This is a genomic window from Halosimplex salinum, from assembly GCF_003730195.1.
GTDB lineage: Archaea > Halobacteriota > Halobacteria > Halobacteriales > Haloarculaceae > Halosimplex > Halosimplex salinum.
The window spans coordinates 62,988-78,802 of the sequence record NZ_QWGG01000007.1; the positions used below are offsets into that span (position 1 = coordinate 62,988).

Genomic DNA, 15,815 nt, shown 5'->3' on the forward strand with positions numbered 1-15,815 from the left:
AATTTAAATAACTCGCCAAAATATACAATAGATGAAATATCAATATTCAATCCCCTATTTTCATTATATATTGCTTCGGAATCAACCAGTGGCATATCGTAAATTACCCCTTTTTTAAGCTTTGACGACCTCTCTTCCAAGCCATCCAAAATTTGGTTCACTGATTCATTTCGTGCTTTTGAAGAGGTTAAGACGGCAAGCCCGGATGATCCTAAATCCCAAATCACCTCATCTAACTGTCTCTCAAATATTCCTAACTCAAATGCTGGTTTAGGGACCGCAAGTTTGGGAACTGTCGGATGAATTGAATTCTGTCCCAGCCAATAAAGTTGCTTCCTATCCGTTTCAGCTCTGAGTTGTGGCTTACTGATTGAGCTGTTGGCTGTCTCTGATGAAACAGAGGGGTCTTCTCGGTTACCCAAAAGTCTGGCAGTGTGATATGCAAATAATTGTAGATGAACGGTAGCAAGAATAGGCGATACGCAGCGATGTGTCTGTGGTATTTGTAATGTATGATCTGCAATGGCGTCTACCTTCGTAGAATTATCTGTTATTGCCACCGTTGGGGCTCCCCGCGAACGTGCTTGAGTCATATTCCAGATGGTTTTACGGGCACTCTCTTGGTTTCCTGCAACAACACCAAAAACAGGCGTTGAGTCGTCAATCAAGGCGAGAGGGCCATGTTTGAATTCGCCTCCTGCAAAACCCTCGGCATACTTGTAACTGTACTCGTTAATTTTTAATGCACCTTCAAGTGCAACGGGATATTGGAACTCTCGACCAATGAAAAAACAGGCAGGAGAGTCATGATATAGACGTGCGACTTCATCTGCCATTGAATTATTCAAGACCGATTCTACCTGTTCTGGTAATTCTGTGAGTGCTGAAATGAGCGCTTCGTGAAATGAGTCATTTTGGTTGATGGTAAGCGAAAGTAGATTAAGTGCTGCTAATTGTGTAGGGAAGGTTTTGGTCGCGGAGATGCCTATCTCCGGGCCAGCGCGGATGTATAGCGCGTGGTCACACTCACGGGCCGCAGTAGAGCCGACTACGTTAGTCACAGCAAGTGTGCGCGCGCCGCGGCGGCGGGCCGCCCGAAGGGCTGAGAGCGTGCTTGCGGTCTCTCCGCTATTGGTGACGGCGACAACGAGCGTGTCACCGGTGGGTGGCGCCGCCATGGCGTACTCACTTGCGTGGAATGCTTGGGCGGGTATGCCCGCTTCGCGAAACAGTTGCGCGCCATGCAGGGCGGCGTGGTAGGAGGTCCCACTAGCGACAAGTTGGACGCTTGAGCGCGAGAAATCTACAAGATCGTCAATTTCCAGTTCAGGGTCGACACGTTCGCGGAGACACTGCTGAAGAGCCTTTGGTTGCTCACTGATCTCCTTAATCATCCAATCATCGTAGCTGTCTTCATTACTTTCCTCAGGAACCCAATCAACGGTGTCAATTTCTCTATTGATCGGGTTCCCGTTAGAATCTGTCACGCACCACTCCGGCTCTTCGACCGTTGAAATAGTCGCAAATTCGCCATCATCCAAATATACAACCTGATTAGTGAGATCAATGAACGCAGGTATATCACTAGCGAGGAAGCAAGCATTGTCAGCAATACCAAGTACAAGTGGGGAATCATCTCGTGCCGCGAAGATTGAGTTCACGTCTTCGATGATACAGGCGATAGCATAGCTACCTTTGAGTTGTTTGACAGCGGAACGGAACGCCGTTTCTGCTTCCTTCCCGTTAGATATTTCTGACTCAATCAGGTGTGGAATGACCTCAGAATCAGTATCACTCGTAAAGGTATGGCCAGCATCTGTTAGTTGATCACGGAGTGAGTCATAATTCTCAATAATCCCGTTGTGAACCACCGTCACTTTATTGGTACAATCGGTATGGGGGTGTGCATTCTCATCAGTTGGCGGGCCGTGAGTGCTCCAGCGAGTATGACCAATTCCAGTAGTAGCGTGGGAAGTCTCTATTTGCTCAAAATGATCAGATAAATCTTGGACCTCACCAGCATATTTTACGACTGACAGTTTTCCGTTTTTGAAAGCTATGCCAGCAGAATCATATCCACGGTATTCCAGTTGTCTAAGTCCATGAAATAGGACATCGATTGTACTCCATTCTCGTCCAATGAATCCAATAATTCCAGCCATCGCTTATAGCCGATGTGAGTTTGTTATTACCAACAATCCGGGATGAAATTCAAGATTATTGAGGTGGGCACGCTAGACAAGTGTGGGGCACCTGTTACTAACTCTCAATGTCATTTGTCCGAGTTTCTGTGTTTCATTCGTTGTTTTAACTCATCCACTTGTAGAATTTCTCCAGTATCAATGTTAAATGCTTCTCCCTCCTCAACAAATGCTTCTGGCATTTCTGTATCAATCCCTTCTTCAACCAAATCATTGATATTTCGACCACCATCAGTTACGAGATTTCTACCTGCCTGTCCGAGCATTTCTCTGGACGTTTTATCATCGATAACATAACAGATTTGGCATTCCCACATATCCTCAAAAAACCAAAAATGGCAGTTTTCTCCTGGCGAAAATTTATATTCATCTTGAGAATATTCAATTTTTCCGATTCTCTTACTCTCACCCCTGATTAAACTTTTTGGTACGGTCAACGTATGGTTCTCCTGAAGCTTCATTGACTCAAACGCTGCAATATCATCAGAAACTGCCCGTTTAGTCTCGGCCTTGCTATGTCTTTCAACAAAATTTTCTATATCTTCTTCAAAGTTCTCTTTTTTTATTTCCTCGACTAATTCCGATTGTAATCCACCGTTACAAATTCCCGCCCATTCTTTATCTCGTAATATACACCAGGAAACATCAACTCCAGGTACTACGAAATTCAATTTAATAACGCCTGGTGGGACTGTAATCCGATATCCATCTCCGACATCGACTATCGAATTGCAATTAAGCCAGATACGGTTGGACATTGGGATAGATATTACAAACCCCACAATAAAAACTCAGCGACTAAATGAATGGGATCTGTCGAATAACAAGGCATACGCTAGAAAGGCGATCGGATTTGTCTTCCAAGACACTGACACGCAACTCGTTGCACAGACCGTTTTGGATAACGTGATTTCCGGACATCGAATTGTGGCATCTCGGGAAGGGAAGGCTAAGAACGCGCGCTTGAAGCGCTCGCCGCCGTTGTTCCGGCTATCTTGAATATCGGATCCTGAAATATCTGAACGGCGGTGAGAATCAACTCGTCTGGTTGGCCGGAGTGCTGATTCTGGAACCGAGCGTGATCATTCCCGACGAACCACTGGCCGGGTTGGATCCCGAGCGTTCACGACTGGTCGCTGACCGCGTCGAAAAGGTCCACAAAGCGCAAGTGAGAGTCGTCCTTTCGACGCATGACCTCAATTCGCGGCCGAAGTAAGCGACTGCGTTTGCGTGATGGCTGCCGAAAATATCATCGGCAATGGCACCCCCGGTCGGCGAGTTCGAGTCGCTCTGACGACATCTATCCGGGCTTGGCCGCGTTATTTGACTTAAAACTTAGCACAGGGACGCCCGGAGAGTGAAGACGACGAGAACTGGCGCAAACTCTTCGGGGTCGTCGATGCCGGTGGGTGGGGCGACGCCCATGAGGCACAAACCGGGGGCGGGCCACAGCCCGTCGACGAAACCGATACGGACCCATCGAGCGAGTAGCGACCGAACACGATAGCCCTCCTTTCGTTCCGAACGCGGTACCGCCCTGTTAACCGGTCGGTATCTATTCGTCAGGTACCCTCTTGTCACGTCGGACCTACCTCCCACTATGGCGTTCCCGATTCGCGTCACCGACGTGATGAGTAGTCCGGTCGAGACGGCTTCGCCCGGGACGACCGCCAGCGATGCCGCCAGCCGATGTCACGCGGCCTCGATCGGGTCACTGGTCGTCGTCGAGGACGGAGCGGTCGTCGGCATCGTCACCAGCGACGACTTCGTGGTACTGCTCGGCGAAGCGCCGGATCCGGAGGAGCGCTCGCTGTCGGAGTTCATGTCGACCGATGTCGTTTCGATCGATGCAAGCGCCACTCTCGGCGACGCAGTCGAAAGAATGTTCGAGCACGATATCGCCCGGTTGGTTGTCTTCGACGGCGACGAACTGGCCGGGCTGGTCAGCACCGACGACGTCGTCCGACACGTCCCGCAGATCCTGCAGCGGCGCGAAATCGGGGGGTACGAGCGACAGGCGGCTCGCTACCACCGGCAACAAGAGACCGCCTACGAGAAAGACGACTGGACCGTCGAGGGGACGGGATTCGACGACCGGCGCGTCAACGTCGGTGACAGAGTCGAGTTCTCGAAGACGATCACCGAACGGGACGTCGAGACCTTCGCGACGGCCAGCGGCGACACCAACCGGCTCCACCTCGACGACGAGTACGCCAGCCAGACGCGGTTCGGCCGCCGGATCGTCCACGGGACGCTCATCGGCGGATTGATCAGCGCTGCGCTGGCCCGCCTCCCCGGTGTAACCATCTACATCTCACAGGACCTCTCGTTCCTGAAACCGGCCGGCCTCGGTGACCGCCTCACCGCGGTCTGCGAAGTCGTCGAGGACCTCGGCAGGAACAAGTACCAGCTCACGACGGACGTGGTCGATGCGGACGGCGACGGGCTGATAGAGGGTCAGGCCGCCGTCCTGATCGACGAGGCGCCGGAGACGGGCCGGGTTACTGTCGAGGCCATAGCCAGTAGCTGATCGGGTATCCAGGGCTCGAACTCCGCCGGCGTCCCCTCGTCGAGTCGGTGCCCACACACGAATTATACGCCATGCTAACGTATCTCGAGACGGGATGACGATCGACGAACTCACTGACTTCGGGATGCACGAGATGAGCGACGATGAGGTCGAGGGATTCCTCTCGACTCAGAGCATGGGGACGCTCGGGCTCCCGACGGACGCCCAGCCCTACCTGGTTCCGATGTCCTACGGATACGACGGGGGGTCACGTCTCTACTTCTACTTCGTCGTGGGAACCGAAAGCCGGAAGGTGGAGCTGGCCGACCGGGCCGAGAAAGCAGCGTTCCTGGTGTACAGCGCCGAGACGGCGTTTAACTGGGAGAGTGTCGTGCTCACCGGGACGCTCCGACAACTCCCGGCGGACAGGCGTGGTGACGTCGACGAGGCGGCGACGCCAACGTGGCGCCCGGAACTGTTCGAGACCGCGAGCGAATCCCTGGAGACACAGATCTACGAGTTCCGGATCGAGGAGTGGACCGGCGTTCGACACACGGGCCTTCCACCGGGCTTCTACGGGTAAATCTGGCTGAGACCCCGAGAATACCAACTTTCAGTGGCCGTCGGGGAAGGGGCAGCCGTGGATACCGAGTGTTCGCTGGGAGAGGCCTTCGTGGTCAGTGGTCGGGACAGTCCGGCCCGCTCACATCCCGTCTTTCCACCGGGTGTATCTTCGTACAGCGGCCGCGTTCAGACGCCCGACTCTACGGGGTGGGATCGAATCCCGGCTTCTGGAGCTACGCTGGTTGGCGAACCGTCAGGACCGGTACTGGCGACGTGCGGACGGTTTTCTCGGCGACGCTCCCGAGGAGGTATCGCTCGATGCCACTGCGTCCGTGGGTGCCCATCACGACCAGATCGATGTCGTGGTCGTCTACGTAGGAACGAATCCCTCGATAGGGAGTCCCGTGCTCTATCGCGGTTTCGACCGCAGACAGGGACGCTCGACCGGCTCGCTCTTCGATAGTTTCGACCGCCGACTGTGCCGATTCTTCGAGGGCGTCGAGGAATGCACCGGAATACACGTCGGTTCCCATCGCCACCGTATCGACGACAGAGAGCGCGTGTACGCGGGCGTCGTACGTGCGCGCGATATCGATAGCGGGCCCGATAGCGACCTCGGCCCCCTCACTCCCGTCGGTCGGCACCAGGATGTCGGTGTAGGGGTACGTGACCTCACGGTCACCTTCCGCCCTGACCGTCAACACTGGCACGTCCGATAGCCGGACAACTTTCTCGGTGACACTCCCGAGGAGATAGCGTTCGACGCCAGTCCGTCCGTGTGTCCCCATGACGACGAGATCGATGTCCTCCTCGGAGGCGTACTGTAGAATCGCCTCGTACGGAACGGCGGTACGGACGGCCTGCTCGACTGAGACGCCGGTCGCAGCGATCTCGTCACTGGTCCGCTCTGCGATCTCCGCGCGTTCTTTCTTGATCTGGTCGTACTGCGGCGCGTTTTCGAGTAGTCTGGAATCGGCCACACACAGTACGTGTACGTTCGATTCGTAGCGTCTCGCCAGATCTTCGGCGTGCCCGACAGCCGCCTGCGCACAGTCACTTCCGTCGGTCGGGACGAGGATGTCGTCGAACATCGGTAGCCGCTATCGAGTTCGTCGGGGAGCCCCTTCAGTGGTGCCGTGAGACGCTTCGATCGCTCGTTCCCGTTCCAGACGGTCGGTGATGACCGTCTCTCTCGTCGATACCGGCCGACGCCCGGGGCTCGACCCGCCCGGTGTCCGGATCGACATCGCCGATCCGGGCGACCGGGTCGGGTTCGGAGCCGCTGGCGCTCTCACAGACACGGGCTCGGAGTTCTGTGCGCGATTTCAGTATTCGGCCCTCCTCGTTCGACAGATTATCTCGGAGACTGGGTCTACCGGTCGGATCCCGGGTCCTTCGACGTGGGCGAGCGTCGCGGTCGGGTCCGGGTTCGCTTCGTTCACACCCTGACCGCAGGTCGCAGTCGTTCGCGCGTGGTGTCGTCTCTCCGCGCATTTCCAGTCAGTAGAATGCCATTGGCACCGGGGGCCGGACTCCTCGTACTCGGGGCAGGCTTATGCGCCATGCCATCGACTGCCGAGACATGGAGTACACGACACTCGGTTCCACCGGGATGGAGGTGAGCCGAATCTGTCTCGGCTGTATGAGCTTCGGATCGAGCGAGTATCGCGACTGGATACTTGACGAAGCGGAGAGTCGGCCGATACTCGAGCGAGCGATCGACCTGGGAATCAACTTCTTCGACACGGCGAACGTCTACTCGAACGGCGAGTCGGAACGCGTCCTCGGGAACGTGCTGGAGGACTACGACCGCGACAGCCAGGTGGTCGCGACGAAGGGCTACGGGGAGATGGACGAGGAGAACCCGAACGCGAGCGGGCTCTCGCGGAAGGCAATCGAGCAGGAACTCGACAACTCGCTCGACCGGCTCGGCATGGAGACCGTCGACCTCTACCAGACCCACCGGTGGGACTACGACACGCCCATCGAACAGACGCTCCGCGCGCTCGACGACGCCGTCAGGCGCGATCAGGTCCGGTACGTCGGCACGTCGTCACAGTGGGCCCACCAGTTCGCCGACGCGCTCCACACGAGCGACCGGCTCGGCCTCGAACGGTTCCAGACGATGCAGAACCACTACAACCTCGCCTACCGCGAGGAGGAACGCGAGATGCTCCCGCTCTGCGAGCGCGAGGGTGTCGGCGTCATCCCGTGGTCGCCGCTGGCTCGCGGGTATCTGACGCGTCCGCACGAGGAACTCGCCGACACGGTCCGCGGGGAGTACATGGAGAACAGCCAGTTCGCCGACCGGATCGCGACGTATCGCGCGAACGGCGGCGAGGAGATCAACGAGCGGTGCGAGGAACTCGCCGCCGAAAACGGCGTGACCATGGCGCAGATCGCGCTCGCGTGGCTCCTGCATCAGGACGCGGTGGACGCGCCGATCGTCGGCACGACGAGCGTCGAACACCTGGAGGACGCCGTCGAAGCGCTCGATATCGACCTCTCCGACAGCGACCTCGAGTATCTCGAGGAGCCCTACGGCCCGGTCGAGATCAACGGGCACGAGTAAGTGGACTCGTCCGACTGTAGCACCCGGTCGAGCCGCGCTGTCAGTCGGTGTGGCGTTCGCGGCCGGACTCCATCCCGGACTGCATGAACGCGGCGAGGATCCGGCCGATGCTGGAGTCGCCGGTCCACATCGCCTCCTCGCCGACCGGTTCGTCGCTCGTCTCGGCGGCGAGGAGCACGGTTCGGTCGTCGGCCATCAGCGCCCGCCCGGCGAAGTCGGCGGGGTTGTCCTCGGACATGACGAAGACGGCCACGGCGTCGGTCGCGAATCGGTCCTCGAGCGAGTCGTCTGCGGTGACGACGGTGACGTCGACGCCGTCGGCAGCGGCCCCACGGAGCGCGTCCGCGATGGCCGGCGTCGTCGACTCACCCGTCGGTGAGACGAAGACGACGGTGTGGTCGGCGGCCCGGACCAGCGCGGCGATCCGGTCGCTGACCGGGTGCCGACCGCGGATCACCGAGACGTCCTGTCCGTCGCCGTGGTCGGCCTCCGTCGTGCGGATGGCTTCGAGACTGTCGAAGGCGCGTGTGGCCTCTCGCTCGAGTCGTTCGGTGAGGAGTTCGCGCGCGGTCTGGAGCGCGACCGGCCGGTAGGCTTTGGGCGACGCCTGGACGACTTCGACGAGGCCGCGATCGGAGAGGTCGTCGGCCGCGCCGTACACTTGCGACCGCGGGACCTCCGAGAGCTCGCTCACTTCCTGTGCGGTCCCGCTCCCGAGTTGCTGGAGCGCGACGAACACCTGCGCCTCGTAGTTGGACAGCCCCAGTGTCCGCAACGCGTCGACCGCTTCGCGCTCACTCATTGACTGCATTCCTCACGCGTCGTTTATCTCCATTTTCTTTCGGTCCGTCGATACCGACGGCGACGGCCGCCCTGCCGTCCGATAGATATAGTAGATATCTACAAACACTTAAGAATCGCGGGCGCAGAGGTGCACACGACGGATCAACCGAGGGACCACAGGTGACAGAGAACGATACCCCCGAGGGGTGGACGGTCGGTCGAGTAGCGTGGCGTGAGACAGGTGTCTGAGTATGGCGGGGAACCTCTCGCAGTGGTACGCGGACGCGATCACGACGCACAGCAAGTTCGTCGTCGTCGTCGTGCTGGTCGTGACAGGGGCGGTCGCCGCGGGGTCGGCGTTCGGCGGCGCGGGCGAGGAGGACATCGGTGGGTTCGACGTCGACTCGCCGGAGACGGCGGCCCAGGAGTACGTGCGGAGCAACTACGGGGGTGACGACGGCGTCGCCGCGCAACTGGTGGTTCGAAACGAGAGCGGCGACGTGCTCACCCGCGATTCGCTGCTCGCGGGACTGCGACTGCAACGGGATATCAGGGCGAACGAGTCGCTGAACGAGACGCTCTCCGCGCAGGGGTTCGTCGGCATCGAGAACGTCGTCGCGACGGCGGCCGTCTCCGAGGACCGCGCCGCCGGTGGCGGTCGACAGTCCAACGGTGACGACGGTGGAGCGGGCACGGCAGACGGCGGCCAGCCATCGGCGACCGCGTCGGACGGTGCACAGCCGCAGACGACCGCACCGTCGCTGGCGGCACAGATCGAGGCGCTCGAATCCCGGGACGACGAGGAAGTCGAGCAACTGTTGAAGGCGGTTCTCGACCCGGAGCGAGACGCGCCCGGGGGGCAGGACCCCTACGAGTTCCTGCCCCGGAGCTACGAGCCGGGTGAATCGGACGCCGAGGCGCGGCTCACGCTCGTCGCACAGGTCGACGGCGGCGGCGCGGGCGAGGACCCGCAGGCCGCCTACGACGCGCAGGTCGTCATCGACCGGATGGTCGAGGACCGGTTCGACGACGCGTTCGTGTTCGGGCAGGGCGTCAGTGACGACGCCTCCTCGCGAGCGACGGGCGACAGCTTCGCGATCATCACGCCGTTCGCGCTCGCCATCGTCGTGCTCGTCCTCGGGATCACGTACCGCGACCTGCTCGACATCCTGCTGGCGTTCGTGGGCATCGGGGTGGTACTCGCGTGGCTCCAGGGGCTCATGGGCTGGCTCGCCATCCCGATGAACGTCATCCTCATCGCCGTTCCGTTCCTGCTCGTCGGGCTGAGCATCGACTACGCGCTGCACGTCGTGATGCGTTACCGCGAGGCGCGGGAGGGCGAACTCAGGGCCGACGAGGCAGCCGACGACGGGGACCGGAGCCGGGCCATCAGAGCGGCCATGGCGGTCGGGTTCGGGAGCGTCGTGCTTGCACTCGCCGCGGCGACGGTCTCGACGGCCGTGGGATTCCTCTCGAACGTCGTCAGTCCGTTGCCCGCTATCCGCGACTTCGCGGTCCTCAGCGCGGGCGGGATCGGTGCGACGTTCGTCGCGTTCGGCGTGCTCCTCCCGGCGCTGAAGATCGAGGTCGACGGGTTCGTGGAGAACCGGATCGGCTGGAGCCGCCGGAAGGGCGCGTTCGGCGTCGAGAGCGGACGCGCGAACGCCGTCCTCGATCGACTCGCCGCGCTCGTCATGCGAGCACCGGTCGCGATCGTCGTCGTCGCGCTGCTGCTGGCGTCGACGGGCGCGTACGGCGCGACGACCATCGACACGGAGTTCAACCAGGCCGACTTCCTCCCGCAAGACGCGCCCGAGTGGGCCCAGTCGCTCCCGGGCCCGCTCGCGCCCGACAGCTACACCATCGCCGACGACTTCGCGTATCTCAGCGACAACTTCCAGCTACAGGGCGACGACGGGCAGTCTCAGGTGCTGATACGCGGCAACGTGACCGACCCGTCCGTTCTGGCGGCGGTGGACGACGCGAGTCGGGACGTCTCGAACGGGAGTTCGATCCAGCGCCGGCCGGACGGACGGGCGGCCGTCGACGGGCCGCACACGGCGATCCGAGCGGTCGCGGCGTCCAACGAGTCGTTCGCGGCGCTCGTCGACGAGACCGACGGTGACGGCGACGGCCTGCCGGACGAGAACGTCTCGACGGTGTACGCGGCGCTGTTCGACGCCGACCAGGGGACGGCCCAGCAGGTCCTCAGCCGGGACGACGACGGAGCTATCAGTTCGGCGCGACTGCTCGTGTCGGTCCGGGGGAGCGAGTCGGCACAGACCATCGCCACGGACACGCGAGCGTACGCCGAGCGGGTCGAGGCAGACGCGTCGGGTATCACCGCGGTGGCCACGGGCGGGACGGTCACGACGGCCGTGATACAGGACGCGCTGCTGGAGACGCTCGTCGAGGCGTTCGCGGTGACGCTGGTCGTGATTCTGGCGTTCCTCACGGCCCTGTTCTGGGTCCGCTACCGGTCGCTGTCGCTGGGCGCGCTGGTCCTCCTGCCGGTCGTCGTCTCGCTGGCGTGGTTGCTCGGTGCGATGTCGCTGCTCGGCATCGCGTTCAACAGCGAGACGGCGGTGATCACGAGCCTCGCGATCGGGCTCGGCGTCGACTACAGCATCCACGCCGGCGAACGCTTCGTCGACGAGCGGGAGAAACAGGAGACGCTCGACGCGGCCGTGCGGCGGACGATCACCGGCACCGGCGGGACGCTCCTGGCGAGCGCCGCGACGACGGCCGCCGCGTTCGGCGTCCTCGCCCTCGCGCTCTCCCCGCCACTGCAGCGGTTCGGCATCGTGACCGGGCTGGCGATCCTGTTCGCCTTCGTCGCCGTCGTCACGATGCTCCCCAGCCTCCTCGCCCTCCGGGAGCGGGCCCTCCTTCGCCGGCAGTCTCGGCAGTGACGGCGCCCGCTCGGCCGACATCGACTCCCCTCGCGGCGGGACTCGGTCGGCGTCGCGCGTCGGCATCGAACCACGATCATTATTTACTCGCCCCGGCGAGCACACGCACATGGACGTCTACGGTATCATCGGGAACCCGGTCGAGCACTCACTGTCGCCGCCGATGCACCAGGCCGCCTTCGACGAGCTGGGCATCGACGCGACGTTCGTCACCTTCGAGGCCGAGGAAGATCGGATCGAGGACGCGTTCCGGGGCGCGGAGGCGCTCGGGATCGACGGCCTGACCGTCACGCTGCCGTTCAAACACGACGCCTTCGAGTTCGTCGAACCGACGAAGTCCGTCCGACGCGTCGGCGCGGTCAACACGATCGACTTCACCGACGACGGCCCGGTCGGCTACAACACCGACATGACGGGAACGCTCAGCGCGTTCGAGCACCACGACGTGGCCCTCGACGGGACCAGCGCCGTCGTGGTCGGCGCCGGCGGCGCGGCCCGCGCGCTCGCGTTCGGGTTCGAGGAAGCGGGCGCCGACGTCGCGGTCGTGAACCGGACCGAGTCGAAGGCTCACGACCTCGCCGACGAGGTGCCCCGGGCCTCCGGTCACGGCCTCGACGAACTGCCGGACCTGATGGCCGACGCCGACGTCGTCGCCAACGCCACGAGCGTCGGGCTGGAATCGGACGAGTCGGTCGCGCCCGCCGACGCCTGGCACGGGGACTGCGTGGCCTTCGACGCGGTGTACAAACCCCTCGAGACGCGGTTCCTCGCCGACGCGGCCGCGGCCGGCGCCCAGACGATCGACGGCGCGTGGATGTTGCTGTTCCAGGGCGTCGACGCCTTCGAGATGTGGACGGGCGAAGACGCGCCGGTCGACGTGATGAACGAGGCGCTCCGGAGTCACCTGTAGCCACAACTTTTGCACAGAGACGGGCGCGGCGCCCTCGTGCAAGCTCTCGGTGGATCGGCCAGCGGGGGTCCCGTCAGTCGCTGGCGTCGTCCGCTGCCAGGAGTGTGAACGAGAAGGTCGTTCCCTCGCCGGGGTCGCCGTCGATCCAGATGTCGCCGCCGTGGCGCTCGACGATGCGCTCGCACAGCGCCAGGCCGATGCCGGTCCCCGAGTGGTCGCCGTCGTCGATCCGCAGGCTCTGGAACACCTCGAACACGCGCTCTCGGTCGTCGGGGTCGATACCGATCCCCTCGTCTCGCACCGAGATCTGCCACCGATCGCCGTTGCGCTCGGTGGCGATGTGGACAGTCGGCGGGTCGTCGCCGCTGTACTCGATCGCGTTCTCGAGCAGGTTCTGGAACAGCTGGCGCAACTGCCCGCCGTCGCCTTCGACACTGGGGAGCGGGTCGGCGGTGATCTCGGCGCCCGACTCCTCGATTTTGACCTGCAGATCGTCGCGGACGTCCGCGAGGACGCTCTCCAGGTCGACGGGTTCGAGGGAGTCGCCGCTCGTATCGACCCGCGAGTACTGGAGCAGTCCCTCGATCATCTCGCGCATGCGGTCGGCGCCGTCGACCGCGAACTCGAGGAACTCCTGGCCGTCCTCGTCGAGGTCGTCACCGTAGCGCTGGTCGATCAGCTGCAGGTAGCTGGAGACCATCCGCAGGGGCTCCTGCAGGTCGTGGGAGGCGGCGTAGGCGAACTGTTCGAGGCGCTCGTTGGACTCCTCCAGCATCCGCTCGTACCGCCGGCGCTCGGTGACGTCCTGTATCATGATCATGCCCGCGAACACGTCGCCGTAGTCGTCCTCGATGGGCAGGGTGGTCGCGTACAGCTTGCGGTTCTGGAACTCGACCTCGAAGGAACTCGTCTCGCCCTCGAGGGCGGCGTAGAAGTACGGTTCCAGCTCGTCGACGAAGGCGGACGGGTGGAGCTCGGTGAAGCTGTGGCCGATCCGGTCTTCCGGGTCGTAGTCGAGCGAGTCGAACATCTGTCCGCCGACGACGGTGTATCGGAGGTCGTCGTCGAACAGCCCGACCGCCCCGTTCGGGAAGTTCTCGACGAGGGCTCGATAGCGCTGTTCGGACTTCTCGAGCGCCCGCTCGCGCTCCTTCCGGTCGCTGATGTCTCGGACGATGCCGGCCCGGTGCCAGTCGCTCTCGTCGTCCTCCGGCAACAGCGCGGGCGTCGCCTCGACGGGGAGCCACTCGCCGCTCGCAGTCCGGAGTCTGGTCTCTACCGTCGGTCGGTCGGCGTACTCGTCGCCGGTCTCCCGGTACAGTTCGTCGATCTGGTCGGCTATCTCGTCGTCGAGGAGGCGAGACGAGTCGGTCCCGACGAGGTCGTCCGGGGAGTAGCCCAGCATCTCGGCGTAGGTCTCGTTGACCATCTGGAACGTCCCCTCGTCGTCGGCCACGTAGACGCCGTCGTCGACCGCCTCGACGATCATCGCGTACCGCTCGAAGCGCTCGTTCGACCGCTCCAGCTGGTCGATCGTCGCTTCCAGTTCACGCGCCCGCGTTCCGGCCTGGGCGTTGTGGATGCCGGCGGCGAGCCCGGCGACCGCAGCGAGCCCCGTCAGAATGAGGACGGTCGAGACGTCTTCGATACCCTCGTTCGGTTGCAGACTGTAGAAGCCGAGCACGGCGACCATCACCCCCAGGCCACCGACGCACCAGCTGGCGACGGACGGGTAGAACTCGGTGTGGATATCGAACCGCGCCAATCGGTAGCCGGAGTACAGGAGGACGGCACCGGGTCCCGCGATCAGGACGAATATGATCAGTTCGCTGATCGTGGTGGTCTCGAACATCTCCGCGAGCGTCCATCCGATACCGGCCGCGACGTACAGTCCTCCGAGAAGAGCGATCAGACGTCGTCCCCCGACGACGGAGATGAATCTGTGCCAGGCGGCCATTGGCTGTATGCAGGCGAACGACCCGTATTAAGTTGGTGCCGAAGCGGTCGGTCGACAGTCAGAACGCGGGTCTCGAACGCGCCCGGAGCGCCGAACTCGACCGCTGTGCTGCGGTCAGGCGTCGATTTCCGAGTCGCGGAGCCGCGTCCCGGAGATGAGGAACCAGCCCTGGCCGTAGAGGTTCACGGCCTGCGGGGCTTCGGGGCCGCCTGGCATCGCCGCGTTGCGCTGGACCGCGCCGTCGTCGGTCACGGCCGTCTTCGCCGCGCTCATGGCCTTCTCGGCGACCTCGCGGTACTCCTCGTCGAGCAGGCCGCGGTCGACCGCCTCGGTGAAGGCGTAGGCGTACTGCATCGTGCCCGACGTCTCCAGGTACATCGAGGGGTCGTCGATGAGGTGGTGCCAGAAGCCGCTGCGGTCCTGGTACTCGGCCATGCTCAGGAGGTGGTCGGTGACGATCTCCTCCAGTCGCTCGCGCTCGGGGTGGTCCTCGGGGACGTAGTCGAGGGTGTCGAGGATGCCGTTAGCCATCCAGCCGTTGCCGCGCAGCCACAGCGAGCCGTCGGGGTAGCTATCGGGCGTCTCGCGCCAGATGTGTCGATAGAGGTCGGACTTGGGGTCGACGAGGTGGTCGTGGTGGACGATGATCTGGTCGACGGCCTCCTCGACGGCCTCGGGGGTGTCGGTGAGCCGGCCGTAGCGGGCCATGAACGGACACATCATGTAGACGGCGTCGATCCACAGCTCGATGTCGTCGATGTGGTGGGAGATGCCGCCCGCCTCGCTGCGGGGGGCGCCCTCGTGGAAGTACTCGAACTGCCGCCGGGCGGCGTCGAGGAAGTAGTCGGGGCCGCCGTCCTCGTACACGTCGAGGACGAGGAAGCCGAACGCGCCGGCGTCGGGGACGGGGCGGAAGATCCGGTGTTCGTCCCACTCGGGGACCACGTCGATCGAGCCGTAGGCGAGCTGGCCCTTCGTCGACTGCGAGCGGACCGCCTTGTCGATGTACTGTTCTGCGATCTCGGTGTGCTCCTCGTCGTCGGTGGCGAGCAGTCCGCGGAGGACCATCGGTCGTTCGCCCTGGATGAACTCCTCGAAGTCGAGTCCGAGCGTGTACTCGGCGACGTCCGGGAGCAACTCGTCTAGCGACCGTTGTCTGGGCATACGAACCCATCCACCCGGCGTATTCTTAAGAACGAGGGATCGAGGTCGAGTCCTCCGGCTTCGGTCGTGCTCGCTCGAATCGCTCCAGCCGAGGGGGTTCGACCGCGACTCGGGCTCGAAGTCGTCGATCGCCTCGTACTCGGTAGCGACGATCTCGGGGGCCGGTAGACGCGCACCCACGGAGCGACGTGTGAGTGACCCCAGCTCCGACCCCCTGGCCCGTCCGTCCTCGGCCTGCCGGCG

The 15,815-nt window shown here is 62.4% G+C and carries 10 protein-coding genes and 2 pseudogenes; 6 read left to right on the forward strand and 6 right to left on the reverse strand.

The features are described from left to right. Positions 1 to 404: 404 nt before the first annotated feature. Positions 405 to 2,162: pseudogene (glmS, locus tag D1409_RS17015) on the reverse strand (glutamine--fructose-6-phosphate transaminase (isomerizing)); the annotation flags it as partial. A 110-nt stretch (positions 2,163 to 2,272) separates the two neighbouring features. Then, positions 2,273 to 2,959 carry a hypothetical protein gene (locus D1409_RS24695; protein WP_164471751.1) on the reverse strand — a complete coding sequence of 229 codons (687 nt, stop codon included), beginning with the start codon at positions 2,957 to 2,959 and terminating at the stop codon, positions 2,273 to 2,275. Positions 2,960 to 3,551: 592 nt separating this feature from the next. Here D1409_RS24695 and D1409_RS25755 point away from each other — a divergent pair. The 3 genes and pseudogenes from D1409_RS25755 to D1409_RS17030 form a co-directional block, all read left to right on the forward strand. After that, positions 3,552 to 3,692 (forward strand): annotated as a pseudogene (locus tag D1409_RS25755) (DUF2267 domain-containing protein); the annotation flags it as partial. A 109-nt stretch (positions 3,693 to 3,801) separates the two neighbouring features. Beyond that, positions 3,802 to 4,731: a CBS domain-containing protein gene (locus D1409_RS17025; RefSeq protein WP_123538191.1), complete on the forward strand. Its 930-nt coding sequence runs from the start codon at positions 3,802 to 3,804 to the stop codon at positions 4,729 to 4,731. Positions 4,732 to 4,825: 94 nt separating this feature from the next. Continuing rightward, positions 4,826 to 5,293: a pyridoxamine 5'-phosphate oxidase family protein gene (locus D1409_RS17030; RefSeq protein WP_123538192.1), complete on the forward strand. Its 468-nt coding sequence runs from the start codon at positions 4,826 to 4,828 to the stop codon at positions 5,291 to 5,293. Between the two features lie 214 nt (positions 5,294 to 5,507). On the opposite strand, the gene D1409_RS17035 is transcribed toward D1409_RS17030, so the two are convergent. Beyond that, on the reverse strand, positions 5,508 to 6,365 hold the full coding sequence (locus D1409_RS17035) for a universal stress protein (protein ID WP_123538193.1): 858 nt from the start codon (positions 6,363 to 6,365) through the stop codon (positions 5,508 to 5,510). Between the two features lie 491 nt (positions 6,366 to 6,856). On the opposite strand from D1409_RS17035, the gene D1409_RS17045 reads away from it, so the two are divergent. Further along, positions 6,857 to 7,846 (forward strand): aldo/keto reductase, encoded by a 990-nt coding sequence (locus D1409_RS17045; protein ID WP_123538195.1) that lies wholly within the window; start codon positions 6,857 to 6,859, stop codon positions 7,844 to 7,846. A gap of 40 nt (positions 7,847 to 7,886) precedes the next feature. On the opposite strand, the gene D1409_RS17050 is transcribed toward D1409_RS17045, so the two are convergent. Then, complete coding sequence (locus D1409_RS17050) at positions 7,887 to 8,648, reverse strand: TrmB family transcriptional regulator (RefSeq protein WP_123538196.1); 762 nt, start codon at positions 8,646 to 8,648, stop codon at positions 7,887 to 7,889. Between the two features lie 232 nt (positions 8,649 to 8,880). On the opposite strand from D1409_RS17050, the gene D1409_RS17055 reads away from it, so the two are divergent. Both D1409_RS17055 and aroE read left to right on the forward strand, forming a co-directional pair. After that, complete coding sequence (locus D1409_RS17055) at positions 8,881 to 11,541, forward strand: efflux RND transporter permease subunit (protein WP_123538197.1); 2,661 nt, start codon at positions 8,881 to 8,883, stop codon at positions 11,539 to 11,541. 109 nt (positions 11,542 to 11,650) lie between these two features. Continuing rightward, positions 11,651 to 12,451 carry a shikimate dehydrogenase gene (gene aroE / locus D1409_RS17060; protein WP_123538198.1) on the forward strand — a complete coding sequence of 267 codons (801 nt, stop codon included), beginning with the start codon at positions 11,651 to 11,653 and terminating at the stop codon, positions 12,449 to 12,451. A 73-nt stretch (positions 12,452 to 12,524) separates the two neighbouring features. Here aroE and D1409_RS17065 read toward each other — a convergent pair whose 3' ends face one another. Both D1409_RS17065 and D1409_RS17070 read right to left on the reverse strand, forming a co-directional pair. Then, complete coding sequence (locus tag D1409_RS17065) at positions 12,525 to 14,408, reverse strand: PAS domain S-box protein (protein WP_123538199.1); 1,884 nt, start codon at positions 14,406 to 14,408, stop codon at positions 12,525 to 12,527. A gap of 114 nt (positions 14,409 to 14,522) precedes the next feature. Then, positions 14,523 to 15,572 (reverse strand): glycoside hydrolase family 88/105 protein, encoded by a 1,050-nt coding sequence (locus D1409_RS17070; protein ID WP_123538200.1) that lies wholly within the window; start codon positions 15,570 to 15,572, stop codon positions 14,523 to 14,525. Between the last annotated feature and the right edge of the window lie 243 nt (positions 15,573 to 15,815).